Annotated in this window: 20 protein-coding genes; 7 read left to right on the top strand and 13 right to left on the bottom strand. The window is 62.7% G+C overall.

The window, feature by feature from the left end; genetic code table 11:
• Positions 1-30: 30 nt before the first annotated feature.
• The 5 genes from eno to ACZM96_RS00730 all read right to left on the bottom strand — a co-directional run bounded on the left by eno (position 31) and on the right by ACZM96_RS00730 (position 6,739).
• Positions 31-1,347 carry a phosphopyruvate hydratase gene (gene eno, locus ACZM96_RS00750; protein ID WP_294484428.1) on the bottom strand — a complete coding sequence of 439 codons (1,317 nt, stop codon included), beginning with the start codon at positions 1,345-1,347 and terminating at the stop codon, positions 31-33.
• A 53-nt stretch (positions 1,348-1,400) separates the two neighbouring features.
• Positions 1,401-2,192 carry a type III pantothenate kinase gene (locus ACZM96_RS00745; protein ID WP_489486706.1) on the bottom strand — a complete coding sequence of 264 codons (792 nt, stop codon included), beginning with the start codon at positions 2,190-2,192 and terminating at the stop codon, positions 1,401-1,403.
• Positions 2,193-2,290: 98 nt separating this feature from the next.
• Complete coding sequence (locus ACZM96_RS00740) at positions 2,291-3,268, bottom strand: tyrosine recombinase XerC (RefSeq protein WP_489486704.1); 978 nt, start codon at positions 3,266-3,268, stop codon at positions 2,291-2,293.
• Entirely contained in the window at positions 3,265-4,737 is a 1,473-nt protein-coding gene (dprA, locus tag ACZM96_RS00735; RefSeq protein WP_489486703.1) for a DNA-processing protein DprA, read from the bottom strand. The genes ACZM96_RS00740 and dprA overlap by 4 nt, the downstream gene beginning before the upstream one ends.
• Before the next feature lies 1 nt (position 4,738).
• Positions 4,739-6,739, bottom strand: a complete 2,001-nt coding sequence (locus ACZM96_RS00730; RefSeq protein WP_489486702.1) for a monovalent cation:proton antiporter family protein — start codon at positions 6,737-6,739, stop codon at positions 4,739-4,741.
• Between the two features lie 532 nt (positions 6,740-7,271).
• On the opposite strand from ACZM96_RS00730, the gene hisS reads away from it, so the two are divergent.
• The 5 genes from hisS (at position 7,272) to ACZM96_RS00705 (ending at position 13,711) form a co-directional block, all read left to right on the top strand.
• Entirely contained in the window at positions 7,272-8,528 is a 1,257-nt protein-coding gene (hisS, locus tag ACZM96_RS00725) for a histidine--tRNA ligase (RefSeq protein WP_489486701.1), read from the top strand.
• Positions 8,529-8,540: 12 nt separating this feature from the next.
• A complete protein-coding gene (gene aspS, locus ACZM96_RS00720) occupies positions 8,541-10,400 on the top strand; it encodes an aspartate--tRNA ligase (protein ID WP_489486700.1) in 1,860 nt (619 codons plus the stop codon).
• Between the two features lie 3 nt (positions 10,401-10,403).
• Complete coding sequence (gene def / locus ACZM96_RS00715) at positions 10,404-10,916, top strand: peptide deformylase (RefSeq protein WP_346665568.1); 513 nt, start codon at positions 10,404-10,406, stop codon at positions 10,914-10,916.
• 221 nt (positions 10,917-11,137) lie between these two features.
• On the top strand, positions 11,138-12,112 hold the full coding sequence (gene fmt / locus ACZM96_RS00710) for a methionyl-tRNA formyltransferase (RefSeq protein WP_489486699.1): 975 nt from the start codon (positions 11,138-11,140) through the stop codon (positions 12,110-12,112).
• Positions 12,113-12,325: 213 nt separating this feature from the next.
• Complete coding sequence (locus ACZM96_RS00705) at positions 12,326-13,711, top strand: transcription antitermination factor NusB (protein ID WP_489486697.1); 1,386 nt, start codon at positions 12,326-12,328, stop codon at positions 13,709-13,711.
• A 185-nt stretch (positions 13,712-13,896) separates the two neighbouring features.
• On the opposite strand, the gene ACZM96_RS00700 is transcribed toward ACZM96_RS00705, so the two are convergent.
• The 6 genes from ACZM96_RS00700 to ACZM96_RS00675 all read right to left on the bottom strand — a co-directional run bounded on the left by ACZM96_RS00700 (position 13,897) and on the right by ACZM96_RS00675 (position 21,957).
• Positions 13,897-14,802, bottom strand: coding sequence for a ParB/RepB/Spo0J family partition protein (locus ACZM96_RS00700; protein ID WP_489486696.1), 906 nt, complete (start codon positions 14,800-14,802; stop codon positions 13,897-13,899).
• A 176-nt stretch (positions 14,803-14,978) separates the two neighbouring features.
• The gene (locus tag ACZM96_RS00695; RefSeq protein WP_294484394.1) at positions 14,979-15,749 is read right to left on the bottom strand and encodes a ParA family protein; all 771 of its coding nucleotides are present in this window, start codon (positions 15,747-15,749) and stop codon (positions 14,979-14,981) included.
• A 671-nt stretch (positions 15,750-16,420) separates the two neighbouring features.
• The gene (locus tag ACZM96_RS00690; protein WP_294484392.1) at positions 16,421-17,800 is read right to left on the bottom strand and encodes a sigma-54-dependent transcriptional regulator; all 1,380 of its coding nucleotides are present in this window, start codon (positions 17,798-17,800) and stop codon (positions 16,421-16,423) included.
• Complete coding sequence (locus ACZM96_RS00685; protein ID WP_489486695.1) at positions 17,793-19,274, bottom strand: sensor histidine kinase; 1,482 nt, start codon at positions 19,272-19,274, stop codon at positions 17,793-17,795. The genes ACZM96_RS00690 and ACZM96_RS00685 overlap by 8 nt, the downstream gene beginning before the upstream one ends.
• A 166-nt stretch (positions 19,275-19,440) precedes the next feature.
• The gene (locus tag ACZM96_RS00680; RefSeq protein ID WP_489486694.1) at positions 19,441-20,763 is read right to left on the bottom strand and encodes a glucose-6-phosphate isomerase; all 1,323 of its coding nucleotides are present in this window, start codon (positions 20,761-20,763) and stop codon (positions 19,441-19,443) included.
• 24 nt (positions 20,764-20,787) lie between these two features.
• Positions 20,788-21,957, bottom strand: a complete 1,170-nt coding sequence (locus ACZM96_RS00675; protein ID WP_346665562.1) for a pyridoxal phosphate-dependent aminotransferase — start codon at positions 21,955-21,957, stop codon at positions 20,788-20,790.
• Between the two features lie 217 nt (positions 21,958-22,174).
• Here ACZM96_RS00675 and sfsA point away from each other — a divergent pair, with 217 nt between their 5' ends.
• The gene (gene sfsA, locus ACZM96_RS00670; RefSeq protein WP_489486692.1) at positions 22,175-22,897 is read left to right on the top strand and encodes a DNA/RNA nuclease SfsA; all 723 of its coding nucleotides are present in this window, start codon (positions 22,175-22,177) and stop codon (positions 22,895-22,897) included.
• 58 nt (positions 22,898-22,955) lie between these two features.
• Positions 22,956-23,417 (top strand): hypothetical protein, encoded by a 462-nt coding sequence (locus ACZM96_RS00665; RefSeq protein WP_294484376.1) that lies wholly within the window; start codon positions 22,956-22,958, stop codon positions 23,415-23,417.
• Between the two features lie 163 nt (positions 23,418-23,580).
• On the opposite strand, the gene ggt is transcribed toward ACZM96_RS00665, so the two are convergent.
• Complete coding sequence (ggt, locus tag ACZM96_RS00660; RefSeq protein ID WP_489486690.1) at positions 23,581-25,326, bottom strand: gamma-glutamyltransferase; 1,746 nt, start codon at positions 25,324-25,326, stop codon at positions 23,581-23,583.
• Positions 25,327-25,414: 88 nt separating this feature from the next.
• Positions 25,415-25,741, bottom strand: a 327-nt coding sequence (locus ACZM96_RS00655) for a hypothetical protein (protein WP_489486689.1), incomplete at its 5' end; no start/stop codon positions are given.

Below are 25,741 nucleotides of genomic sequence, written 5' to 3'. Positions count from 1 at the left end.
TGCGGGGAGGAAACCCTCCCCGCGGAATGCTTATTCAGCGTCTTCGTCGGACTGGGTGAGTCCGTAGTTGTCGGCGAGAATGGGGCCGAAGAAGAAGCTGACGTCGCCGAGTTCCTCTTCGATGCGGAGGAGCTGGTTGTACTTGGCGATGCGGTCGGAACGGCTGGCGGAGCCGGTCTTGATCTGGCCGGAGTTGGTGCCCACGGCGAGGTCGGCGATGAAGGTGTCTTCGGTTTCGCCGGAACGGTGGGACACGATGGTGGCGTAGCCGGCGTTCTTGGCGATTTCGATGGTGTCGAGGGTTTCGGTGAGGGTGCCGATCTGGTTCACCTTGATGAGCACGGCGTTGGCGAGGCCGTCTTCGATGCCTTCGGCAAGGATGTCGGGGTTGGTGACGAAGAGGTCGTCGCCAACGAGCTGGATGTGATCGCCGAGGCGGTCGGTGAGCAGCTTCCAGCCTTCGCGGTCGTCTTCGGCCATGCCGTCTTCAATGGAGATGAGCGGATAGCGCTTGGTGAAGTCTTCGAGCCAGTCCACCATCTGTTCGCTGGTGAGTTCGAGGCCTTCGCCGGCGATGACGTACTTGCCGTCCTTGTAGAATTCGGAGGAGGCGGCGTCGATGCCGAGGGCGACTTCCGCGCCGGGGATGTAGCCGGCGGCTTCAATGGCCTTGATGAGGTAGCTGAAGGCTTCGTCGTGGCTCTTGAGGTTGGGAGCGAAGCCGCCTTCGTCGCCCACGGAGGTCACGTGGCCGTCCTTGGCGAGGATGCCCTTGAGGGTGTGGAACACTTCGGCGCCGATGCGCAGGGCGTCGGCAAAGGTCTTGGCGCCCACGGGCATGATCATGAATTCCTGGATGTCCAGATTGTTGGGAGCATGCGCGCCGCCGTTGATGACGTTCATCATGGGGGAGGGCATGATCTTGGCGTTCACGCCGCCGAGGTACTGATACAGGGGCAGGCCGAGGTATTCGGCGGCGGCGCGGGCCGTGGCGAGCGACACGCCGAGCATGGCGTTGGCGCCGAGGCGGGACTTGTTTTCGGTGCCGTCGAGGTCGATGAGGGTGTTGTCCACCTGCACCTGACGCAGGGCGTCGAGGCCGATCACGGCTTCGGCGATTTCGCCGTTCACATGTTCTACGGCGCGGGTCACGCCCTTGCCCTTGTAGCGGCCCTTGTCGCCGTCGCGCAGTTCGAGGGCTTCGCGGCTGCCGGTGGAGGCGCCGGAAGGAACGGCGGCGCGGCCGACGTGGCCGGATTCGAGACCGACTTCCACTTCAACAGTGGGATTGCCGCGGGAATCGAGAATCTCGCGGGCCCATACGGAAGTGATGGTGCTGTTGTTCATGGCGGGAACTCCTTGGAATATGCCGGACTCAGTCCGGGTAAGAGAACAGAATGCTATGCCGTGGCGGTCTTCCGGTTCCAGAGGAGCCGGAGCCCTTCAAGAATAAGATCGGGTCTGACGATGTCAAAGGCCCGGCAGATTCTGGAAAGGTCGTGGGCCGCGCCGCCCGTGCCCACAACGAGCGTGGGGCCGGGAAGCTGGGTTTTGAGTCGTTCGCACAGGCCTTCGGTCATGGCGGCGAAGCCGAACAGAAAGCCGTGGTTCATGCTGGTGATGGTGTTGCGCCCGATGCGGACGTGATCTTCCGTCATTTCCAGCGAGATGCGCGGCAGCTTGGCCGTGTTGGCGGCAAGCGCGTTGCGCGAGGAAAAAAGTCCGGGGCAGATGAGGCCGCCCAGATAGGCGTTGCCGGACACGCAGTCGAAGGTGGTGGCGGTGCCGAAGTCCACGGAAATGATGGACGGCGCATCGGGAAACAGTTTTCTGGCGGCAAAGGCGGCCAGAAGACGATCCGCGCCCACTTCCTGCGGCTGTTCGTAGCCGTTGACGAGGTCTATTTCAAAGTCGCCGGGGAAGGACAGCGGCGTTTTGCCGAGGTATTTCTGCAGGGCCTCGTGAAGCAGGGTGCTCACGTCGGGCACCACGGAGCAGACAAGGCAGGCCGTGATGTCTTCGGGCTTCAGGCGGCGCAGGGAAAGAAGCTGGAGCAGCGAGAGTCCCAGGCTGTCCGCCGTGTGCGAAGCTCTGGTGGGCAGCGAGTAGGCGGCCTCCAGGGCGTCGGGGCGGGCGAAGACTATCTTGATGCAGGTATTGCCTATGTCGGCAAGAAGGAGATGTTCAGACATGCGTGAACCACCCGGAAAAAGAAAAGACAAGAGAGTTTATCCTTTCTTTGCAGCGTTCGCAATGGGTAAAAGGTCCGGTTTCCGGGGCGGGAACGGTGTCAGGATTTCTTGTCGCTCTTTCGGGAGAGCGGATGCGCGGCGTCGTAGATGCGCGTGAGGGCCTCCATGTTGAGGTGCGTGTAGCGCTGCGTGGTGGAAATGCGGCTGTGACCGAGCAGTTCCTGCACGGCGCGCAGATCGGCCCCGCCTTCCAGCAGGTGCGTGGCAAAGGAGTGCCGCAGATCGTGGGGGGAGAGGTGCTGCGGAATGCCCGCCTCTTCGGCCCGTTCCTCCAGAATGCGCGCGGCCTGACGGCGATCCAGCCTTTTGCCGCGCCGACCGAGAAAGGCGGCCCGTTCGCCGTGCGCGGGAGGCACGCGGTCGCGCACGGAAAGCCAGCGGGAAAGCGCGTCTTTGCTGGCGTCGCTGAGCGGCACGATGCGTTCCTTGCTGCCCTTGCCCATGACCTGCACGTGACCGCTTTCGGGGCGTATGTCGTTCACGTTGAGGCCGAGCGCCTCGGAAATGCGCAGGCCCGAGCCGTAGAGCAGCTCAAGAAGCGCCTTGTCGCGCAGGAGAAACACATCGTCGGCGGATATGTCGCCCGGGTGGGCGGCAACGGCTTCGGCGGGTTTTTCGTCCAGCAGGCTGAACACCTGATCCACGTTGAGCATGGCGGGATGCCGCTGATCCTGCTTGGGATTGCGCACCCCGGAGCAGGGATCGGCCTCAATCTTGTGCAGGCGCAGAAGATGCCGGAACAGTGAACGCAGGGCGGAGAGCTTGCGCGCCATGGACGAGCGCGCCATGCCCTGCCGGAACAGCGAGGCGGAAAAGCCCTGCACCATCTGCCGCGTGATTTCGGAAGGCCGCTCCAGCGAAGCGCCCATGCCGCGCAGGTAGGTTTCAAATTCCAGAATGTCCACGGCGTAGGCCGCCACCGTGGCTTCGGACGCGCCTTTCTGAAACTCCATCCAGGCGAGAAAGGTGGCGGCGGGCACGGGCAGGTCGGCGGTGATTTCGGCAAGGCGGCTCATGCTCTGGCCTCGTAGCGGGAATCGGAAAGACGCCTCGCGAGCTTCTTCACTTCCAGAATCATGAGCACGGCGCTCACGGAAGCGCTGTTCCAGGAGCCGCTTTGCGCCTGCGCGGCGTAGAGAAGCTCATCCTGGGAAAGGGGGCCGTTCTGCAGAAGGGCGAGAATGGTTTCCTCTTCCTCGGTGAGGGGCGCGGTGGCGTAAGCGGGCTTTTTCTCGGGCGCTTTGCGGGCCGGGCGCTGTTCTTTTCGCTCGGGAGCGGCCGTTTCGGTGCGGGAAGAGGCGCGATCGGCTCTCGAGGGCGTCGAAGGCTCGCTCTTTTCGGAGAACGCGGGCAAAGCGGCGGTCTGCGGGCGCGGCTCTTCTTTCGGGCGGGGGGAAGTGTCGGTTGCGGGGGATCGGGGGCTCTCCGGCTGCGCGGGCGAGGCGTCTTCAATTTCTTCAATTTCTTCCGGCGCGTCGTGCTTTGCCGGGGCAGGAGAAGTTTTTTCTGCGGGCCTGCCGCGTGTCGGCGCTGCCGGGGAATGCTTCAGCGAATCCTGAAGATGCGGCAGCAGATCGGCCAGAATGTCCGCCGCGCCGGATACGGGCCGCGCGCCATCCAGAAGCAGTTTTTTCGTGCCTTCGCGGCAGGGGGCGCGCAGGGCGTTCGGCGAGGGCGCATAGACGCTTCTGCCCTGTTCCGCGGCCAGACGCGCCGTGATGAGACTGCCGCTGCGCGCGCGGCTGGCCTCCGCCACCAGCACGCCGAGGCAGAGGCCGCTGATGAGGCGGTTGCGCACGGGAAAAGCGCCGGGGCCGGGCACCCAGCCCGGCGGCATTTCGCTTGCCGCAAGCCCGTGTTCGACCACATCGAGGTAGAGGTCGCGGTGGCCGGAGGGGAAGGGCAGATCCACGCCTCCGGGCAGCACGGCGATGGTGCGGCCCGGGCCGCCGAGTGCCGCGTGATGGGCGTAGCCGTCCACGCCGTAGGCCAGGCCGGAAACCACGGTCACGCCCGCGGCGGAAAGCTCTTCGGCAACGGCCGCCGTAAAGTCGATGGCTGCGGAAGAAGCGTCGCGGGAGCCCACGATGGCCACGCACGGCGCGCGCAGAAGCGAGGCGTCGCCTGCGGCGTAGAGCAGGGCGGGCGCGTCGGGCAGTTCCCGCAGCAGCGGCGGATAGCGCTTGTCCGTCCACAGGATGATGGAGGCGTGAAGCGTGTGGGCGGCGTCCCATTCCGGACGGGCCGCGGCTCTCCAGGCGTTGTTCAGGTATCCTTCGGCCTTCTGGGCGGGCACGCCCGCTTCCGGCCATGCGGGAACGTTGGTGACGGCCTCGTAGGCGGAGCCGAAATGCTTGAGCAGAAGACACGCTCCGCGCACGCCGAGCCCGGCGGTGTGGCGCAGGGCCAGCGCCGCCCAGTATTCGCGGCGTCCGTCGTCGTCCAGAGCGGCGAGGCCCGTCTGCTGCGGAAGAGATGCGTTCATGTCAGGCCGCTCTCCCTTCGGTGTGGAAGAGTACCGCCGCCTTGGCGAGCGCTTCCTGCGTGGCGAGAAGGTACACGATGTCGCCGGCGAGAAGCTGCGTCTGGGCGTTGGGATTGTTGTTGATCGTATCGCCGCGCCGCACGCCTGCGGCCGTCACGCCGTGTTCCTTGCGCAGCGCTGCCTGCGCAATGGTCTTGCCTGCAAGGGGGGAGCCTTCTTCCACGGCGTAGGCCACGAGCTGCAGATCGGGCAGGCTGTCCATGATGGAGCCGCCCATGCCGAGCCTGCGCTGCATGCCGTAGTTTTCGCGGCGGATGGCGGACACGTACTGATCGATGGTCTGGCGCGGCACGAGGTAGTGGTTGAGCACGCGGGCGAACACTTCCAGCGAGGTTTCAAACTCTTCGGGAATCACTTCGTTGGCGCCCACTTCCTTGTAGGAGTCCAGATTGCCGAGGAAGCGCGTGCGCACGATGATGTGCAGCGAGGGATTCATGGCGCGGGCGTTGGCGATGATGGCGCGGCTGCCCGCCGGATCGGACGTGAGAATGGCGAGCGCCCTGGCCGTGGACGCGCCGAGATGTTCCAGCACCAGCGGGAAGGAGGCGTCGCCGTGCCGGATGGGTTCGGTGGCGCGGTATTTTTCCACGGTGTCGGGATTCATTTCCGAAATGATGTAGGGAATGCCGCAGCTTTTTGCGCCGTGGGCCATGATCTGCCCGCCGATGCCGAAGCCGATGATGATGAGGTGATCCTTGAGCTGCCGGCCGTCGCGGATGATGCCGTGGGCGTTGTCTTCGGCGTCGTGTTCGTCGGAGTCGTCGGTGGCGGCTTCGGCGGTCTGCATGTTGGGCCGTTTCAGGATTCTGCCGGTGACCCTGGGAGCCGCGCCGATGAGCAGGGGGGTGAGCACCATGGTCAGAATGCTGGAGGCGAGGAAGATCTGATAGGCGTCGTTGCTGATGAGTTCGAGGCCGAGGGCGGACTTGGCGAGCACGAAGGAGAATTCACCCACCTGGGCGAGGCTGAAGGCCGTAAGCAGGGCCGTGCGCATGGAGTACCTAAGCACGCGCACCGCGGGCACGACCATGAGGATTTTCGCCAGAATGATGGCCGCGGCGCACAGGGAGATGACGGGCAGATGCGTGAGGAAGAATTTGACGTCGAGCAGCATGCCCACGGAAATGAAGAAGATGCTGGAGAACACTTCCTTGAAGGGCATGATGCTCTCAAGCGTGTTGAGGCTGTATTCCGACTCGGCCATCATGAGGCCGGCGAGGAACGCGCCGAGGGCGAGCGAGAGGCCGAGCCACGAGGTGATGAGCGCCACGGCGAGGCACAGGCCGAGGGTGGTCATGAGCATGAGCTCGCGGCTGCGGGTGCTCACCACGCTGAACATGAGCCGGTGGAGCAGGTATTTGCCGAAAAGGAGAATGCCGCCGATGACGAGCACGCCCTTGCCCACGGCGAAGATCATGGAATTGGTGTCGAGTTCGAGGCCGCCCGCCAGCAGCGGGAAGATGAGCACCATGGGCACGATGGCGAGATCCTGAAAAATGAGCACGGCGAGGCAGACCTGCCCCTGCGGGGATTCGGTGAGCGCCTTCTGCTGGAGAATGCTCAGCACGATGGCCGTGGACGAGAGCGTGACCATGCAGCCGTACACGATGCCGAGCCGCGGCCCGCTCCACCAGAACGTGAGCAGGAACACGAAGGCCATGGTGAGCAGCACCTGGGAGGAGCCGCCCAGAAAGAGCGGCTTCTTGAGCCGCACGAGTTCCTTGCCGGAGAGCTCCATGCCGATGGAGAACATGAGGAAGGCCACGCCCACGTCGGCCATGGTGTCCACGGCTTCTGGGCTGGGAATGAGTCCGAGGGCGGAAGGACCGCACAGCACGCCGGTGAGCAGAAAGCCCACGATGGACGGCAGGCGGAAGCGCAGACAGACAAGAACGACGATGATGGAGAGGATAAAAAGAACGACGATTTCGCGAAGAATCATGTCTTCCATGGGGCAGTCTCGCAGGAAGGGATATGGAGAGGTGAACCATGTGTTCACAAGCCTGTTATTCTGTCATGTTTTCCGGCCGCATGCAACGGAACGGAGAACGGATGCCGGGGGGCGGAACGCTGCTCGGAGAGTTTGTTCGGAGGGTGGGGCGAGGCTCGTCAGGGGTTGGGAGTCGTTCGGAAGGACGTGCGGAAAACGGCCCGGAAAGATGCCCGGAATGCGCCCTGCGGGTCGGGGTAAAAGCAGGCTCGGAATGCGGCCGGACGTTTGCCCGGAGTTGCGGCCCGGCGTCGAACCGAAAACGAACCGAAGTCGCCCCGGAGGGCGGCCCGAAAGAGGCGGGGAGGGGCCGGGCGAAGAGTCCGGGCGAGCCTTCGAAAGCGCGGAGGCGGCGCGGCGATTTTTCCTGATTTTTTCTTTGGCGCCGTTGCGGGGCGCGGGCGCGGCGCGGGGGGAATTCTTTGACAATGGGGAGAAAAGGTCCTATCCTCATTCGTTATTTCTACTTTGCTGGAGTCCGTTCATGGCACAGATTCAGGCTATCAAGGGCTTTGCCGACCAGTTTCCGGCGCAGAGCCGTCTTTTTGAGATGATGGAAGCCACTGCCCGCGAGGTGTTTCCCCGCTACGGTTTTGGCGAACTTCGCACTCCGCTCATGGAATACACCGACCTTTTCTGCCGCGGCATCGGCACGGAAACCGACGTGGTGCAGAAGGAGATGTACTGCATTCCCGACAGCAAGGGCCGTTCCATGTCCCTGCGTCCCGAAGCCACGGCCGGCGTCATGCGCGCCTACATTGAAAGCGGCGTCTATGCCCGCGAGGCCGTGAGCAGATTTTTCACCATCGGCCCCATGTTCCGGCATGAACGTCCCCAGAAGGGCCGCATGCGTCAGTTCCATCAGATCAACTGCGAGTGCCTCGGTCCGAAGGAACCCGAGGCCGATGCGGAAATCATCTGCATGATGATGGAGTTTCTCGGCAGACTCGGTCTGAAGAACCTTACCCTGCAGATCAACTCTCTGGGCTGCTCGAGCTGCCGTCCGAAGTATCGCCAGAAGCTTCACGACTGGCTGGCTTCTCTCGATCAGTCGAAGCTCTGCGAAGACTGCCGCCGCCGCATGGAAACCAATCCGCTGCGCGTGCTGGACTGCAAGGTGCCCGACTGCAAGGAACTCACGGCCGACGCGCCCGTGATTCTGGAAAACGAATGCCCCGACTGCCGCGCCCACTTCGAGGCCGTGCTGCGCCATCTCGACGCGGAAAAGGTGCCCTATCAGATCAATCACCGTCTGGTGCGCGGCCTTGACTACTACACCCGCACCACCTGGGAAGTGGTTTCCAACGAAATCGGTTCTCAGGGCTCCGTGGCCGGCGGCGGCCGTTACGACGGTCTTGTGGAACAGCTCGGCGGACCCGCCGTGCCCGGCATAGGCTTCGCCTGCGGCATGGAGCGCCTCGCGCTTCTGCTCGAAGGCCGCGAAATGCCCGAAGTGCGTCCCGACTTCTACGTGGCCGTGCTCGACGATTCCTGCCGCGACGCTGCGTTCGCCCTGGCCCAGAACCTGCGCCGCGAAGGCTTTTCCGGCACCATGGGCTACGAGAGCCGCAGCATGAAGGCCACCATGCGTCAGGCCGGAAAATCCGGCGCGCGCTTCACGCTCATCATGGGAACCAACGAGCTGGCTTCCGGCAGCGTCATCATTAAAAACATGGAATCTGGCGAGCAGCACGAGGTCTCCTGCGCCGACGCGGCCGCCAGCCTGAACGCCGAACAATAAAGAGGAATGGTCATGAGCCAGTTTGAAGACAACGAAAAAAACGTCGTGGATGTTCAGAAGGAACACGCCCGATACATCAAACCGCTGGGTGACTGGCAGCGCACCCATCACTGCAACGACCTGACCATTGCCGACAACGGTAAGACCGTGTGCCTCATGGGCTGGGTGCAGTATCGCCGCGACCACGGCGGCCTCATCTTCGTGGACCTGCGCGATCGCGACGGCCTCACGCAGGTGGTGTTCAGCCCCGAAGTCGCTCCTGAAGCGCATCGCGACGCCCACATTCTGCGCAGCGAATACGTCATCGCCATCAAGGGCCGCGTGCGTCCCCGCCCCGAAGGCATGACCAACCCCAACCTGCACACCGGCGAAATCGAAGTGGTGGTGCTGGAATGGAAGCTGCTCAACACGGCCAAGACCCCGCCCTTCCAGGTGGAGGACCGCACCGACTGCTCCGAGTCCGTGCGTCTGCAGTACCGCTACCTCGACCTGCGCCGTCCCGTCATGGCGCACAACCTTCGCGTGCGTCACAACATCGTGAAGGCCTGCCGCAACTATCTGAACGACCTCGACTTCCTTGAAGTCGAAACGCCGTACCTCACCAAGTCCACCCCCGAAGGCGCGCGCGACTTCCTCGTGCCCAGCCGTCTTTCTCCTGGCGAATTCTACGCGCTGCCCCAGTCGCCTCAGCAGTTCAAGCAGATGCTCATGATGAGCGGCGTGGACCGCTATTATCAGGTGGCCCGCTGCTTCCGCGACGAAGACCTGCGCGCCGACCGTCAGCCCGAGTTCACCCAGGTGGACATCGAAATGAGCTTCGTGAACGAAGATCAGGTCATGGCCATGGCCGAAGGTCTCATCGCCCGCGTGTTCAAGGAAGCCATCGGCGTGGACATCGAGCTGCCCCTCAAGCGCATGCCCTACGACGAGGCCATGCGCGACTACGGCTCCGACAAGCCCGACACCCGCTTTGATCTCAAGCTCAAGGACGTGACCGACATCGTTCACGGTTCCGCCTTCAAGCTCTTTGCCGGCGCCAAGCTGGTGAAGGCCCTGCGCGTGCCCGGCGGCGCCACCATGACCCGCAAGGAAATCGACGAACTCACCGATTTCGTGAAGGGCTTCGGCGCTCAGGGCCTGGCCTGGATCAAGATTCATGAAAACGAATGGCAGTCGCCCATCGCCAAGTTCCTTTCCGACAAGGAAAGGGCGGGCATTGCGGAAGTGTGCGGCCTCGAAGTGGGCGACATCGTGTTCTTCCAGGCCGGCGAACCCGGTCTCGTGAACAACGCCCTCGGCAGTTTGCGCGTGAAGCTCGGCAACAAGCTCGGCCTCATTCCCGAAAACACCTGGAACCTGCTCTGGGTGACCGACTTCCCGCTCTTTGAATACAGCGAGGAAGAACATCGCTGGGTGGCCTGCCATCATCCCTTCACCGCCGCGCAGGATGAAAGCTACGACATCATGCTTACCGATCCCGCCCGCGCCAAGGCCCGCGCCTACGACATGGTGCTGAACGGCAACGAAATCGGCGGCGGCTCCATCCGTATTCACAACCCCGCCGACCAGACCCGCATGTTCGAGGGCCTCGGCTTCACCGAAGAGTCCGCCAAGGCTCAGTTCGGCTACTTCATTCAGGCTCTGGACTACGGCACCCCGCCCCACGGCGGCATCGCCTTCGGTCTCGACCGCGTGGCCATGCTGCTTACGGGCGCTTCGTCCATCCGTGACGTCATTGCGTTCCCCAAGAATCAGAAGGCCGCCTGCCTGCTTACCGAAGCTCCGTCCCCCGTGGACAACAAGCAGTTGCGTGAACTGGGCATTCGACTGCGTGAAAAGACGGCCCCCGCTCCCAGCAATTCCGCGGAGTAAAACATGCTTCGTCCCGTTCTTCAGTATCCCGATCCCACGCTCGCCAAGATCAGTGAACCTGTGGCCGAGATCAACGACGACATCCGCGCCCTTGCGCAGGATCTGCTCGACACCCTCACCACCGTGGGCGGCGTGGGCATTGCCGCGCCGCAGATCGGCGTGCTCAAGCGCGTGGTGGTCATCGACGTGTCGCAGGAAAAGAACGATCCCGACCTGCCTCAGGATTTCCGGGTGTTCGTCAATCCCGTGGTCACGGTGCTTGATCCCAAAGGCCATGAGGAAAACGAAGGCTGCCTTTCCGTGCCCGATCTGCGCGCCAAGGTGAAGCGTCCCCGCCGCGTGGCCCTCGACGCCCTTGATCTGGACGGCAAGCCCGTTCACATCGAAGGCGAAGGCTATTACGGCGCCTGCATGCAGCATGAAACCGATCATCTCGACGGCAAGCTGTTCATCGATTACCTGAGCTATCTCAAGCGCTCTCTGTACGACAAGAAAATACGGAAGGGCAGAAGATAGCCGCGCCGGGCCTGCGCCCGCCGTCTGTTCAGCATTCGGGCCCGGACGAAAGTCCGGGCCTTTTTCTTTTTCGGGCCCATCCCGGCTGGACGGAAAAACTGATAGACCGTACAGTGTGACCACGCTGACGTCGGGCTCTTGCCGAACTTGCCCGCGCAGCGACAACATTTTTAAATGCACGAAGGCGCGCGAGCCCCTTTGTTGTCCGTCATGGAGCTGACATGTCGAAACTGCGCATCGTATTCATGGGCACGCCGGATTTTGCGGCGGTGATTCTCAAGGCCGTGGCCGCGTGGGAAGGCGGCGAAGTGGTGGCCGTCTATACCCAGCCGGATCGTCCCGCCGGGCGGGGCAAGAAGCTGAAGGCCTCCGCCGCCAAGGAACTGGCGCTTCAGCTCGGCCTGCCCGTGTATCAGCCGCGCAACTTCCGCGACGACGCCGACGTGCAGGCCCTTGCCGATCTCAGGCCCGACGTGCTCGTGGTGGCGGCCTACGGCCTGCTTTTGCCGCAGCGCGTGCTCGATATTCCCACGCTCGGGCCGTACAACGTTCACGGCTCTCTGCTTCCTCAGTACCGCGGGGCCGCGCCCATTCAGCGCGCCGTCATGAACGGCGACGCCATTTCCGGCGTGACCATCATGAAAATGGAAGCCGGGCTCGACTCCGGCCCCATGCTTCTGCAGCAGGCGGTGAGCATTGAGCCGGACGACACGGCAGGCACGCTGTTCGACACGCTGGCCGAACACGGGGCGAAGCTCATGGTCGGCGCGCTCGGCATGATCGCCGAGGGCAGAGCGGCCTTTGTTCCGCAGAATGAGGAACTCGTGACCCATGCGGCCAAGATTTCCGCGGCCGAGGAATATATCGACTGGTCGAAGGACGCGAAGAGCATTCACAACATCATCCGCGGCCTCACGCCCGCGCCCGGAGCCAAAACCGTGCTCCGCATGGAAGGCCGCGAGCCGGTGATGCTCCGCATCGAGCCGGGCGAACCCGTGGAAAGCTCGCAGAACGCCGCGCCCGGCACGCTTATGGGCATGGACGGCGACGCGCTTCTCGTCGCCTGCGGCTCCGGTTCCTACCGCATCACGCGCCTGCGTCCGGCGGGCAAGTCCACCATGAGCGCCGCAGATTTCCGCAACGGGCGTCTGCGCGGCCTTGCCGAACCGTACGGCATGCTGGGCGGCAAGGAATAGGCGCCGTTTTTGTCCCTCCGCTCAGGCAAAACGCCGACGCGGCCGAAGGGCGGGGCTCTCTTGCCCGCTCTTTTGTGGGCGACGTCGATGCCGCTTACCGCGTGTTGACGAAACGGAGAGCCGGGCCGCCTTTTCTGCGTTCCATCACGGCAAAAAAATCGAAAAACGCGCCAGGAGCTTTTCTCCGGCGCGAAAACGCCGCACGACAAGTCCATGATCGAAAAAACAAAAAAAACGTCTCAAAATCCGTCGGTTTCCGCAGCCCGGAAGGGCGCGCTGGAACTTCTGCATCAGCTCTTCCGTCATCCCGAGGACGGAACGCCGCTGCCCGTCATGCTTTCCCGGTACGGAACCTCCGCCTCGCTCGACGGGCGTGACGCCGCGCTGCTTTCCGAGCTGGTCTATGGCGTGCTGCGTCGTCATGCCGCGCTGGATGCGGCGCTGGCCGGATTTTTGAAAAAGCCGGATGCGCTTTCGTTTCAGGTGCGCATGCTGCTTCGGCTCGGAGCGTACGAGATTCTGTTCATGGACGGCATTCCGGCCCGGGCCACGGTGAACGAGCTGGTCAATCTGGCGCGGCGTCGTTTCGGTCAGGGGCTGGGAGGTCTGGTCAACGGTGTGCTGCGCGCCGTGGATCGCGCGTCGGAGGAGCTTCGAGGTGCGATTCGCGGGAGGGAAGAGGCGCTTTCCCGCGAGGAGCTGGATGCGGAAGGCGCGGCAACGGCGACGTCGCTGCCGCAGTGGCTTGTCGACATGTGGGCGTCGCAGTACGGAGAGAAGGAAGCGTGCCGCCTTGCAGAAAACACGCTTGCGCATCCTTCGCCGTGCTGGCGGGCGAACCTTTCCCGGGCGTGGGGCGAAATGCTGGTGCAGCACTGGCTGGAAAAGGGCTTCACGCCGGTGGGGCAGGGCGGCTTTTCCGTCGAGGGCCTGGACAGAAACCGACCGGACGCGGCAAAGCAGCAGACGCTTCTGGAGACCTTTGAAAAGCAGGGCAATCTGACGCGGCAGGGCGCGTCCTCCCAGCTTGTGGCCGAATACGTGGCAGACTGGATTCTTGCCGATGAGAGGCTCGCCAAAGCGCCGCTCTGGGACGCCTGCTGCGGGCGTGGCGGAAAAACCACGGCCCTGCTGGAAAAGGGCGTGCATGTGGCGCTCGCCGGCGAACCGGCGTCGTTCCGCCTTGAGGAGCTCAAGGCCGCGCTGCTTCGCCTCGGGCTGCCGTGGCCGCAGCTGCAATGCGCGGCCGCACAGCAGATAAATGAATCTTTCCCATTGATATTATTGGATGTTCCGTGCAGCGGCACGGGGACGATAGCCAGAAACGCCGAGCTTCGCCTGCGCCTTTCTCCGGAGCGTCTTGCCGAAGCCGTGCGCACGCAGGCCGACATTCTCCGCCATGCTTGGGAACATCTTCTTCCCGGAGGTGCGCTGTTTTACGTGACCTGCGCCTTGAATCGCGAGGAAAACGAAGCGCAGATCGCCCGTTTCGTGGAACTTCGCAGCGGGGATTGCCGTCTTGTGGAGCAGCGGAGCTTTCTTCCTCTGTTTCCGGGGCAGGACGCCCTGTTCCTGGCCATACTCCGAAAGGTCAGCTGAGCGGACGCGTTCGCGCGCCGTTCTCTTCCCTTGCCATTTTTCAGGCCGCGGTGTGCTCCGCGGCCTTTTTTTTAATATCGAAGGGCGCACCGAAAAGGCGCGCCCTCAAGCACGGGATCATGGGGAAAGGATGCCCCCATGCGGGGCGCAGGGCAAAGCCCTGCACCGTTCTGTCCCATCCTTTTTTATTTCTCTTCATTCAGCCCGAGAAGGCTGAGGATGCGGGTCAGTTCTTCGGGGCTGGCGTAGGGAATCTGGATGCGTCCCTGCTGTTCGTTGCCGCTGATGGTGGCTTTGGTGCCGCTGCTTTGCCGCAGGAGGCTTTGCAGATTCTTGATGATCTGCGGTTTCGGGGCGCGGGCGGGGCGGGGCGTCTGCGTCTGGTTTCCGGGCGCGAGCTTTTCCGGCAGCGCGCCGGTGCGTTTGCAGACGTCGGCGGCGGATTCCGTTTCGCGCACGGACAAGTGATGCTGGAGCACGGCGGCGTGAAGGGCTTCGCGCAGTTTGGCGTCGCTTACGGAGAGCAGGGCGCGGGCGTGCCCGGCGCTGATGTCGCCTTTGGCGAGGGAGTCCTGCATGGAGGGGGAGAGCTGGAGCAGGCGCAGGGCGTTGGCCACGGCCGAGCGGCTTTTGCCGAGCTGTTCCGCCAGTTCTTCCTGACTCAGGCCGTGCGCTTCGCGCAACGCCTGCAGGGCTTCGGCTTCTTCCATGGGGTTGAGGTCTTCCCTCTGCAGGTTTTCCACGAGGGCCACGGTCATGGCTTCCTTGTCGGTGTACTCCGTGACGATGACGGGCACTTCCGTGAGACCGGCCATGCGGGCTGCACGCCAGCGGCGTTCACCGGCCACGATTTCGTAGCGCTGCGGCATGCCGGGCAGCAGGCGCACCAGAAGCGGCTGAATGACGCCCTGATTTCTGATGGACGCCGCCAGTTCTCCGAGGGCGTTGTTGTCGAAGTGTTTGCGGGGCTGATTCTTGCCGGGCACAAGCTGCGTGAGCGCCAGCTTTCTGGGCTCTTCGCTGCTGTTTTCCATGGCGGAGCTGAGCAGGGAGCTGAGTCCGCGACCGAGTCCGCGTTCGGGTATATTCATGGCGTCTCCGTTCATCGCAGCCTGTTCAGGGATTGAGAGGGCTGCGGCGGGAAAAATGTTTTGTGTTCAGAGTGGCGGCGGAAGGCGAAACCTTCCGGGCAAAGGGGCGAGGGACAGGCGTTGCTGATTCGCCGTGCCGCGCGTTGCTTGCAGACCGCGGCGACGGAGCGCCTGCGTCAGGGCAGGGCCGTTTTATGCACGACTTCGCGCGCCAGTTCGAGATAGGCTTCCGCGCCCTTGGATTTGATGTCGTAGTGCAGAATGGACTTGCCGTGGCTGGGGGCTTCGGACAGGCGCACGTTGCGGGGAATGACGGTTTTGAACATGTGCTTGGGGAAGCAGCGTTCGGCTTCCGCCTTGACCTGACGGGCGAGCTTGTTGCGGGAATCGTACATGGTGAGCAGAACGCCGAGGATCTTGAGTTCCTTGTTGAGGCGTTTGCGCACCTGTTCATAGGTGTGCAGCAGCTTGACGATGCCTTCCAGCGCGAAGAATTCGCATTGCAGCGGAATGAGAATTTCGTGCGCGGCGCACAGGGTGTTGATGGTGATGAGCCCGAGGGAGGGCGGGCAGTCGATGATGATGTAGTCGTAGTTGTCGGCCACCTGACCGAGCAGATCGGCGAGATAGAATTCCCGGGCCATTTTATCGACGAGTTCTATTTCAATGCCGACGAGGTCGGTGGACGAAGGCAGCAGGGAGAGATAGGGCGTGGCCGTGGGGAGCAGGGTTTCTTCCAGCGTGGAGGTGCCGCAGAGGGCCGTGTAGAGGTTGCGCGGAAGATTCTGCTGGTCGAAGCCAAGCGAGCTGGTGGAGTTTGCCTGCGGATCGCAATCCACCAGCAGGACACGATTTTCCATGATAGCCAGAGAGGCGGAAAGGTTGACAGACGTGGTGGTTTTGCCCACGCCGCCTTTCTGGTTGGCGACAGCAATGATTCTGGCCAAAATTCAAGCTCCTTTCCCGATTTCTTTTTTACATAAACGCAGGCATGGGGAAAAGCAAGGAGTGTTTCACGTGAAACACAGGTGCGGCGATGTTTCACGTGAAACATCGCAAGGGTGGGCCTCCCTGCGGGGTGGGGAGCTGAAAGAGAGGCGCTTTAGAGCTGAAATTATTTATTTTCTTGTTTGCTGCCATTTTTTGTTTGCCGCGAAAGGTTCTGTACTCTGGAGGCGATGCGGCCGGGAAATGGGGCGTGCTGCCGCCACGGCCCAGAAGGCCGAAGCCTGCGGGCTCGTTGGACACTGGGGGATGTTTCCCGCCCCGGAGGCCGAGGTCATGCAGAAGCGGTGCTGCCCGGACGCCGCCTCGGGGAAGGCAGACCAGAAACCGACGCCATGCGGATGCTGCGGCAGGCTCGCGGTCAAGCTCTCGGGGAATGCCCGACGCTCGCTGCCCGAATCGGAGCAGGCGGCCCGGCTCGGCAGAAGCGCTCGTCATCCGCCCGACGGCGGACTTTGGCTGCGGCGGCGCCCGGAACAGGCGCGGCCCGATGCAGTCCGACGCAGCCCGAAAAAAGGCGGACATCCTGCGATGTCCGCCTTGAACGTTCACCCTGAAAAAGTCGGGCGAAGGGCGTATCGTCCTGCCTGTGCCGGATGACGTTGCCCCGGCATCAGTGCCCCGTGATGTTGTACTTTTTCAGCTTGTACTGCATGAGGCTGCGGGAAATGCCGAGCAGCTCGGCGGCATGGGCCTGCACGAAGTCGGCGCGCACGAGCGCGCGCTTGATGAGCGCCGCCTCAATCTTGTCCAGCGTGTCGGCCAGGTTGAGCTCCACGGGCAGCAGGTCCACGGCGCTCTTGAACTGCGATTCCTCGCCGCGGATTTCCGGCGGCAGGTCGTCCACGCCGATGACCGGGCCGGGCACCATGACCATGCAGCCTTCCAGCACGTTCTGAAGCTGCCGGATGTTGCCGGGCCAGTCGTAGCCGGTGAGATAGTTCTGCGCTTCGGGGCTGAAGCTCTTGGTGGGAATGCCGTTGTCTTCGGCAATCTTTTCCGTGAAGTGGGCGATGAGCAGCGGAATGTCCTCCCGGCGCTCGCGCAGCGGCGGAATGTGAATCTGCACCACGTTGAGCCGGTAGAACAGATCCTCGCGGAACGTGCCTTCCTCCACCATTTTAGCGAGATCGCGGTTGGTGGCGGCCACCACGCGGATGTCCACGCTGATGGGCTCCGTGCCGCCTACGCGCTCGAACACGCGCTCCTGCAGCACGCGCAGCAGCTTGACCTGCAGATCCATGCTGAGCTCGCCCACTTCGTCGAGAAAGAGCGTGCCGTGATCGGCCTGCTCGAAGCGGCCGCGGCGCGTGGCCACGGCGCCGGTGAAGGAGCCTTTTTCGTGGCCGAAGAGTTCGCTTTCCAGCACGCCGGAGTTGAAGGCCATGCAGTTGACCGAAACAAAGGGGCCTTCCTTGCGCGGAGAGCTGAAATGGATGGCCCGGGCCACGAGTTCCTTGCCCGTGCCCGATTCGCCGGTGATGAGCACCGTGGAACGGCTCACGGCCACGCGGTCCACAATGGAGAGCGTGTTTCGGATGGCCTTGGATTTGCCGATGATGTGATGCGTGCGGTAGCGCTCTTCCAGCGATTCCTGGAGCAGCTTGTACTGACGGTGGGCCTTGGAAAGCTCTACGGCGTTGTGGACGGAAAGCAGCAGCTCGTCGTTGGCAAAGGGCTTGGTGATGTAGTCGAACGCGCCGTAGCGCATGGCTTCCACCGCGCTTTCAATGCTGCCGAAGGCCGTCATGATGAGCACCGGCAGATCCGGCCACGACTTCTTGATGCGCTGAAGCACTTCCTTGCCGGAGAGCTTCGGCATCTTCATGTCGGTGATGACGACGTCGACTTCCGATTCGTCGAGAAAATGGAGGGCCATTTCAGGATCGTTCAAGGCGGTCACTTCGTAGCCTGCATCCTTGAGCAGCGCCTCCATGACGATGAGATAGTTCTTTTCATCGTCGATGACGAGAATGTGGGATATATCACTCATGACTGTTTCCTTCTTCTTCAGACGACTTGCGGGCGGGGAAGCTGATGGTGATGAGCGCGCCTCCCTGCTGAGCGTTGGAGAGTTTCATGGTTCCGCCGTGGGCGTCAATGATGGCCTGCACGATGGGCAGGCCGAGGCCGGTGCCGTTGTCCTTGGTGGTGAAGAACGGATCCATGGCCTTGTTCAGGGCGTCTTCGCTGAATCCCGGCCCCGTGTCGCGGAACGTGAGCGTGACTTTGCCGTCGGAAGGCAGGGAGCTTTCGATGAAGATTTCTCCCGGCCCCTGCATGGCCTGCTGCGCGTTGGCCAGAATGTTGTAGAAGGCGCGGTAGAGCAGGTCGGCGTCGCCGAGCACGGTGACGTCGGGCGAAAGATCGGCATGCACCTCTATGCCCTGACGCTGAAATTCGCCGCCGAGAAAGGCCATGGCCTTGTTGATGACGTCCTGAATGTTCACCACGTCCTGACGGGGCTGACGCGGTCTGGCGTAGTCGAGAAAATCGTTCACCGTGGTGCCGAGGCGGCACGATTCGTCGTAAATGGCGGAGAGCATGGCCTGCGTGGTGGCGTCTTCCGTCTTGTGGCGGCGGATGAGAAATTCGGAGCTGGAACGGATGATGCCCAGCGGATTGCGTATTTCATGGGCGATGGAGGCCACCATGCGGCCCATGCTGGCGAGTTTTTCCGCCTGATGCAGCTGGGCTTCGAGCTGCCGGTTTCTGGCCATGCGGCGGCTCAGGGTGAATTCGGCCTTGCGCGCCACGAAGTGCAGCAGGAAGAACAGGATCAGCGTGGAAATGAGAAAGCCCGTGATGATGAGCCACTGCGAGCGGATGGTGCCCCGATACTGGGGGGTCATGTCCTGCACGATTTCCAGCACGCCGAGCACGGGCACGGGCTGACCGTGCAGCCGCAGACCCTGGAAGTCGGTGTCCACAGTGAGGGGGAACACGGTGCGCAGCAGAAAGGTGCCCTTGGGCAGATTCGGCGTGACGAGCGCCTGCGCGTAGGGCATGGAGGAGAGCACGTCGAAGTGATGGGGCTTTCCTTCAAACACCAGCGGAATGCCGGCGGTGTACATGTCGGTTCGGCGCACTTCTCTGGGATCGGTGGAATAGAGAATGGTGTAGTGATCGTCGAACAGGCGCACGCTTTCGAGCTGCAGACCGTGCAGCTGCGACTGAATGACTTCGTCGAGCAGCTTGTACTGCGCCGGATTGGACAGCGCCACGCGGCCCGAGGCGTAGGTGACGGGCAGGGTGAACTTGCGGAAAATCTGGCGGTTGATGTTGTCTGCAAGCAGCAGCGCGTATTCCTCCTGACTTTCCAGCATGGAGCGGTTCATGGTGCTGCCGATGAAAAGCGTGAGGATGACGCTGGAGATGAGAATCAGCACCAGCGAGATGTAGGAGAAGAACTTGGCCAGATTGAACGGCAGCTTGTTTTCTGCGCTGTTCTGACTTGCGTCATCCATAAGGGTTCCTTCGGGCAAGAGGCGTGGAAAAGGGGGAAGGCCGCGCGGCGACGGGCCGCTCGCCGGAGACGATGTTTGCCGCGCCGAAAGGGGGCGGGCGTGAAAAACATGCGCCGCGCCTGCAAAGAAGCGCATTTCGCCTCTTTTGCAGACGCGGCTGCCGATGTTAGAAGTTCATGGTTTCCGAGGGAATGGCGGTGAACATGGCCAGTCTGGCCGCGTCTTCTTCGGAGCCGGGCATGCCGAGGCGGGCGCGCGCGAGCTTCTTGCCGTTTTCCACGGCGGGCTGATCCACGGGATTGATGCCCATGAGCCAGCCGGTGAAGATGGTGGCGGCTTCGAGGAGCATCATCATCTTGCCGGCGGAGAAGGCGCTTTCATCGGGCATGTCGAGATGCACCACGGGCACGTCCTTCTGCGCCAGGGTGGCGCGGGTGGCCAGGGTTTCGGCGTCGAGAATGTCGCCGAAGCTGTGACCCTTCAGGTACTGCCACTGTTCGGGCAGCTTGGTGGGCATGGGCAGCAGCGTCTTGTTGGCGGGCGTGCTCACGAAGAGGCAGATCTTGTCCTTGGGGCCGTCGAGGAACATCTGAAGCAGGGAATGCTGATCGGTCACGCCGGTGGCGGGAATGGGCATGGTGCCCTTGCCGTCCTTGCCGAGGCTTTCCGCCCAGAGCTGGCAGAACCAGGGTCCGAACGTGGACCAGGCGGGAATGTAGCAGAAGTAGATCACCTGACTCTTGCCGGCTTCGGACATCTGCCAGGCCCAGCGGGCGAGCTTCCAGGAAGGATGGTCGAGCAGCGAGTCGGGGTTTTCCGCCAGCGGACGGCCCACGGAAATGGCGCCCTGAATGAGTCCCTTCCAGTCCATGCCGAGGAACACCGCCGGCACCATGCCCACGGCGGAGAGCACGGAATAGCGGCCGCCGAGATTGTCCGGCACGGGCAGGGAGCGCAGGGCGTACTTGTCCACCTCGTCGCGCAGGAAGCCCTTGTTGGCGTCGGTCACCACGAACAGATGTTCCTGCCAGGTGCCGGGGAGCTTGCCCTGCAGCCAGGGCAGCACGAGGAGGTACTGGGCGATGGTCTCGATGGTGCCGCCGGACTTGCTGACCACGACCACCAGCGTGTCTTCGGGCACCAGCTTGTCCAGATGTTCCTGGAGCCATTCGGGATGCACGTTGTCGGCAATCCACAGGCAGGGGCCGTCGTAGTTGGGGCGGTCCTGACCGGGGGCGAAGGCGCGCTGAAGCGCACGGGGACCGAGCGCCGAACCGCCGATGCCGAGCAGCAGCATGTGCTTGAAACTCTTCAAAAATTCTTCATGAATTTCAAGCTGATGAATGAGATCTTCCGCAAAGGGAAGCGCCAGGAAGGGAAGAACCGGCAGCTCCTGCTTCAGCTTTTCGATGAAGCGGGAGTCGTCGGAAGGACGGTCGGCAACGCCGCCGATCCATGCATGGGCCCAATCAAGTTTCGCCTGAGTCATAAACGCACCATCCGGTAAAGAGGTTTAGTTGTACAGTGCTTCCTTTATGCGATGCAGAGCATCCATGAGAACGTCGTCGGCAACGGCGTAGGAGAGGCGGATGCAGTGAGGATCGCCGAAGGCTTCGCCGGGAACGCAGGCCACGCGGGCCTTTTCCAGCAGCATGGAGCACACGGCTTCTCCGTTAGGCATCTGGGGCGTGAACAGGGCGCTCACGTCGGGGAACAGGTAGAAGGCGCCTCCGGGGCGGTGGCACACCACGCCGGGCCAGGTGGAAATTTCGGCCATGGCGAGATCGCGGCGGCGCAGGAAGGAGAGGCGCATTTCCTCCACGCAGTCGTAGGGGCCGTCCAGAGCGGCCACGGCGGCCTTCTGGGCGATGGAGCACATGTGCGAGGTCATCTGTCCCTGCAGCTTGGAGCACTGTTTGATGAGGTCCTCATGGGCGAGCGTGTAGCCCACGCGCCAGCCGGGCATGGAAAACGCCTTGGACAGGCCGTTCAGAATGGCGATCTTTTCAGGGAACTTTTCCCACCAGTGCGAGGCGCTCACGGGTTTGCCGTCGTACACGAGCTGTTCATACATTTCATCGGCCAGCACGAAGACGTCGTGGTCGAAGCACCACTTGACGAGGGCGTCGAGTTCTTCCTGCGTGTAGGCCACGCCCGTGGGGTTGGAGGGCGAGTTCAGGATCATCATGCGGGTTCTGGGGGTGAGGGCCTTTTCGAGATCGGAAGGGTCGATGCGGAAGCCGCGGGAGGAGTCGGCCTTCACGAGCACGGGATTGCCGCCCGCAAGACGGATGAGGTCGGGGTAGCTGGTCCAGTAGGGGCAGGGCAGGAGCACGTCGTCGCCGTCGTTGAGCATGGCGAGGAGCGTGTTGGCCAGAGACTGCTTGCCGCCGGTGGTGAGAATGACGTTTTCGGGCCTGGCCGAGACGTTGTACTGACGCTGAAAATAATGGCAGACCGCGTTGCGGACTTCCATGATGCCGTTGACGGGGGTATATTTGGTGAAGTTTTCGTCGATGGCCTTCTTGGCTGCCTCGCAGATGTGATGCGGGGTGGGAGCATCGGGTTCGCCCACGGCCAGGCTGGTGACGGCGATGCCGCGAGCCTTCAGTTCGAGGGCCTTGGCATTGATGGCAAGGGTGGCGGAGGGCTTGATCTTTTTCATTCTGTCGGCAAAGTTCATGGTTGCGCTTCCTGTTTGATATGAGCGATAAAAGGCCTGACGGTCACGGTAAAGTCTATCAACTTCACGGGGGCATGTAAATTGATGTTTGCCCGGGAAAGGCATTGCCGCAGTCCGTTGCGGAGATTTTGATGCTTTGCCGTCGCGAGGCTCTTCAAAACTGCGGACGCTGCGTTGCGGCAGGGGCCGCGCGCAAGAAAAAAAGGAAACAAGCGTCATGGAAACGCGTCTTCTGACATATCCCGAAGGGTGCCGCATCGGTCGTTTCGTCCGCAGGGAAAAGCGTTTTTTTGTTCTTGCAAGGCTCGACGGTCAGGAAGTTGTGGCGCACACCAACAATACCGGCACCATGCTCGGTCTGCTGCGTCCGGGCATGCCGGTGCTGCTGTCTCCGGCGACGAATCCGGCGCGCAAGCTGAAATGGACCGTGGAGGCGCTGGGTCAGCCCTGCGGCGACGGCTTTTTCTGGGCCGGGGTGAACACCTCCGTGCCCAACAGACTGCTGGAGGCGATGTTTCACGCCGGGCTGCTTTCGTGGGCGGCAGGGTACACGAATCTGCGGCGCGAGGCCGTGAACGGAGAGAGCCGGCTCGACGGTCTGCTCACGGGGCCCGATCTTCCGCCGCTGTGGGTGGAGTGCAAGAACGTGACGCTGGTGGAAGACGAGGTGGCGGCGTTTCCCGACGCGGTGACGGCCCGGGGAACCAAGCATCTGCACACGCTCATGCGCCTGGCGGCGGAGGGCGGAAGGGCCGCCATGCTGTACGTGATTCAGCGGCCGGACGGGCGCTGTTTCGACGCGGCCGACTACGTGGATCCCGACTATGCCGCAGCGCTTTCCGAAGCCGTCCGCGCCGGCGTGGAAGTGTATCCCACGGTGTTTCACGTGCGGGAGGACGGCGTGTATTACGGCGGCATGCTGAAGTATCGCGGGGAGTAGTCAAAGGGACGGCGCTCAGCGCAAAGAGGCGTTCAACGGTCTGCCGAGGAGGTATGCCATGATAAGAAATCTGATCATCGTCGTGCTGGCGGCGGCGTGCGTGTTTCTGTTCGCCAGTCAGTACATGGACCACAAGGCCTGGAAGGAAGCGGAAATCAGTCCTGCGGAATACGGCGGTCTTGTGGAGCTTCGGGAGCTTTTTTCGGCTTCGGACTATCGGGAAAAGGTGCTGCCGCTGCTGCGCGAGGCCTTTGTGGACGGCCGCGTGACCAGAGGTCGCCTGGAAGAGCTCGGCAGAAAGCTGAGCGGCATAGGCCCCCGCACGCTTGAGATGCTGGAAGCGGACCGCACGCGGGATCGCGTGTCCCGCGCCTGGGACGACGCCCGCGACGGAGCGGCGGCGCTCGGCGAGAGTCTCGGGCGTCAGATGGGCAAGGCCATGCGCGAGCTCGGCGACGCCGTGGAAGGGCTGAAGCCGAAGCGTGCGCCCGAACGCCCGGAAGGCACCGTGGATCTGTAGCCGGGCCCCGACTCGTTTGAAAAAGCCGTGAGCGTGCTCAGGGAGCATGTTCACGGCTTTTTGTCGTCTGTCTGTCGGAAGAAGAGATGTTCGGAATATCGGAAGGGCGCGCGGCCGGGGCGTTTGGGGCGCTTCGGCCGCGCTGTTTCAGCTGAGAGCCGGATCAGAAGCCGGCGGCGAGGCCGTCGCCGCGCGGATCGGTGGCGCCCTGAAGCACGCCGTTGTCCCGCACGAGGATGGCGCCCGCGTGTCCCATGGTGTCGGTGAAGTCTTCGACCACCTTGATGGGATGGCCGCGCTTTTTGAGTTCCTCGACCACGGAAGCGGGAATGCGTCCTTCAAGCTTCACGTCGTTGGACGCCGCGCCCCAGGTGCGGCCGTAGAGCCAGCGGGGGGCGGTAATGGCTTCCTGCGGAGACATGCCGAAGTCCACCACGCGGGTCACGATGGCGGCCTGCGTCTGCGGCTGACCTTCGCCGCCCATGGTGCCGTACACGAGGTAGGGCTTGCCGTCCTTGAGCAGCATGGCGGGGTTCAGCGTGTGCATGGTGCGCTTTCCGGGTTCCAGATGGTTCACGTGCTTCGGATCAAGGGAGAAGAAGCTGCCGCGGTTCTGGAGCAGCACGCCCGTGCCTTCCGCCACGATGCCGGAGCCGAAGTCGTGATAGATGCTCTGGATGAGGGAAACGGCGTTGCCGTCCTTGTCCACCACGCCGAGCCAGATGGTGTCGCCCTTGGGATCGAGGGGAGCCTTGGGACCGGCGGCCTTCTTCATGTCGATGCGCGCGGCCTGCTTTTTGCCGTGAGCTTCGGAGAGAAGGCGATCCAGCGGAATGGACACGAAGGCCGGATCGGAAAGGTAGGCGTCGCGGTCGGCGAAGGCTTCCTTGGTGGCTTCGATGATGGCGTGGTAGTAGTCGGCGCTGCCTTCGCCCATGGCCTTCACGTCGAAATTGTTCAGGATGTTCAGAATTTCCAGGGACGCCATGCCCTGGGTGTTCGGCGGCAGGTTGCAGGCGGCAAGGCCGCGGTAGTTCACGCGGATGGGCTCCACCCAGTCCGCCTTGTGATCGGCAAAGTCCTTGAGCGAGAGCATGCCGCCGTTCTTTTCGAGATCGGCCACGATGCGCTTGGCGATGTCGCCCTTGTAGAATTCGGAAGCGCCCTTTTCCGCAATGGCGGTCAGCGTGGCGGCGAGATCGGGCTGACGGAGCATGTCGCCCGTGACGAGGGGCTTGCCGTCCTTCATGAACACGCGGGCAAATTCGGGGAAGCGCTGAAGATCGCGGAACACCTTGTCGTCGGGATCGGCGTTGACGGCGCTCCAGTAGGAAAGGGAGGTGCTCACCGGAAAGCCGTCTCTGGCGTAGGCGATGGCCGAGGAGAAGAGCTCCTTCCAGGGCATGGTCGTCTTGAGGGCGGACTGGCTGTAGCGATAGGCCTCGTCCCAGCCGGAAACCGCGCCGGGCACGGTGTTGGCTGCGAGGTAGCCGCGGGAGGGAATGTTTTTGAGTCCCTTTGAGGCGTAGAAGTCGATGGTGGCCTTTGCGCCTGCGCGACCGCTGGCGTTCAGGCCGCGCAGCTCGCCGGTTTTGGCGTTGTAGATGAGCCAGAAGTTGTCGCCTCCGGGGGTGCACATCTGCGGATAGACCACCGCCAGAGTGACGGCCGTGGCCACGGCGGCGTCCACGGCGTTGCCGCCGCGGCGCAGCACGTCGAGACCGGCCTGCGTGGCCAGATAGTTGGGGGAAGTCACCATGCCGCGCGTGGCCAGAGGATTGGTGCTCTGGGAAATGGTGGCACAGTAGGAAGGGCTTTCCATGGCTGCGGCTCCGTTGCGGGGGGCGCAGAGCACGGCGCAGAGCGCCGCGGCTCCGAACACTGCCGCCCGTTTGAAGAAAAGGTTCATGCGTGCTCCTAGAGTAAAAAATTACGGAACATTGTCCAAGAGTATCGCATGAACGTATGCAAGTTTTGTGCCGAAATATTTTTCGATATTATTTCGGACTATTGAAATAGTCGTGATGCTGAAAATGCTCTGAATGAGTTCTTTTTTGTGCCGTTTGTTCCGGCCCAACATACCGGTTGAGAACAAAAAAATATCGGCCGAAAGGAGGAAAAATGGTGCGTCGCAACGTTTTTTGCCCGTGCGGAGCCTCTGAAATAAAAAGGGGGAGGGCGTTGGAAAAGCTGACGCGGGCGTGCGCGTCATGGTCTGAGTTTGAGCCGAGATCGTCCCACGGCCCGTGGTCCTTCCGCTCATTCGGCTTAGGCTCATGGATGGGGTGCTCGACATGGTTCCCGGCGCGTTTGCTCCGTGTGCA

The sequence above is a fragment of the Mailhella sp. genome (assembly GCF_057866825.1).
The sequence above is the reverse complement of the archived record's forward strand: the minus strand, read 5'-3'. Positions and strand labels throughout refer to the sequence as shown.

Bases quoted from the DNA above. Each gene is read 5' to 3' on its own strand.
- ACZM96_RS00685 (WP_489486695.1), bottom strand. From the start codon at position 19,274: ATGGATGACGCAAGTCAGAACAGCGCAGAAAACAAGCTGCCGTTCAAT.
- hisS (WP_489486701.1), top strand. From the start codon at position 7,272: ATGGCACAGATTCAGGCTATCAAGGGCTTTGCCGACCAGTTTCCGGCG.
- fmt (WP_489486699.1), top strand. From the start codon at position 11,138: ATGTCGAAACTGCGCATCGTATTCATGGGCACGCCGGATTTTGCGGCG.
- aspS (WP_489486700.1), top strand. From the start codon at position 8,541: ATGAGCCAGTTTGAAGACAACGAAAAAAACGTCGTGGATGTTCAGAAG.
- def (WP_346665568.1), top strand. From the start codon at position 10,404: ATGCTTCGTCCCGTTCTTCAGTATCCCGATCCCACGCTCGCCAAGATC.
- ACZM96_RS00675 (WP_346665562.1), bottom strand. From the start codon at position 21,957: ATGAACTTTGCCGACAGAATGAAAAAGATCAAGCCCTCCGCCACCCTT.
- ACZM96_RS00680 (WP_489486694.1), bottom strand. From the start codon at position 20,763: ATGACTCAGGCGAAACTTGATTGGGCCCATGCATGGATCGGCGGCGTT.
- sfsA (WP_489486692.1), top strand. From the start codon at position 22,175: ATGGAAACGCGTCTTCTGACATATCCCGAAGGGTGCCGCATCGGTCGT.
- eno (WP_294484428.1), bottom strand. From the start codon at position 1,347: ATGAACAACAGCACCATCACTTCCGTATGGGCCCGCGAGATTCTCGAT.
- ACZM96_RS00730 (WP_489486702.1), bottom strand. From the start codon at position 6,739: ATGATTCTTCGCGAAATCGTCGTTCTTTTTATCCTCTCCATCATCGTC.
- ACZM96_RS00690 (WP_294484392.1), bottom strand. From the start codon at position 17,800: ATGAGTGATATATCCCACATTCTCGTCATCGACGATGAAAAGAACTAT.
- ggt (WP_489486690.1), bottom strand. From the start codon at position 25,326: ATGAACCTTTTCTTCAAACGGGCGGCAGTGTTCGGAGCCGCGGCGCTC.
- ACZM96_RS00665 (WP_294484376.1), top strand. From the start codon at position 22,956: ATGATAAGAAATCTGATCATCGTCGTGCTGGCGGCGGCGTGCGTGTTT.
- dprA (WP_489486703.1), bottom strand. From the start codon at position 4,737: ATGAACGCATCTCTTCCGCAGCAGACGGGCCTCGCCGCTCTGGACGAC.
- ACZM96_RS00705 (WP_489486697.1), top strand. From the start codon at position 12,326: ATGATCGAAAAAACAAAAAAAACGTCTCAAAATCCGTCGGTTTCCGCA.
- ACZM96_RS00740 (WP_489486704.1), bottom strand. From the start codon at position 3,268: ATGAGCCGCCTTGCCGAAATCACCGCCGACCTGCCCGTGCCCGCCGCC.
- ACZM96_RS00745 (WP_489486706.1), bottom strand. From the start codon at position 2,192: ATGTCTGAACATCTCCTTCTTGCCGACATAGGCAATACCTGCATCAAG.
- ACZM96_RS00700 (WP_489486696.1), bottom strand. From the start codon at position 14,802: ATGAATATACCCGAACGCGGACTCGGTCGCGGACTCAGCTCCCTGCTC.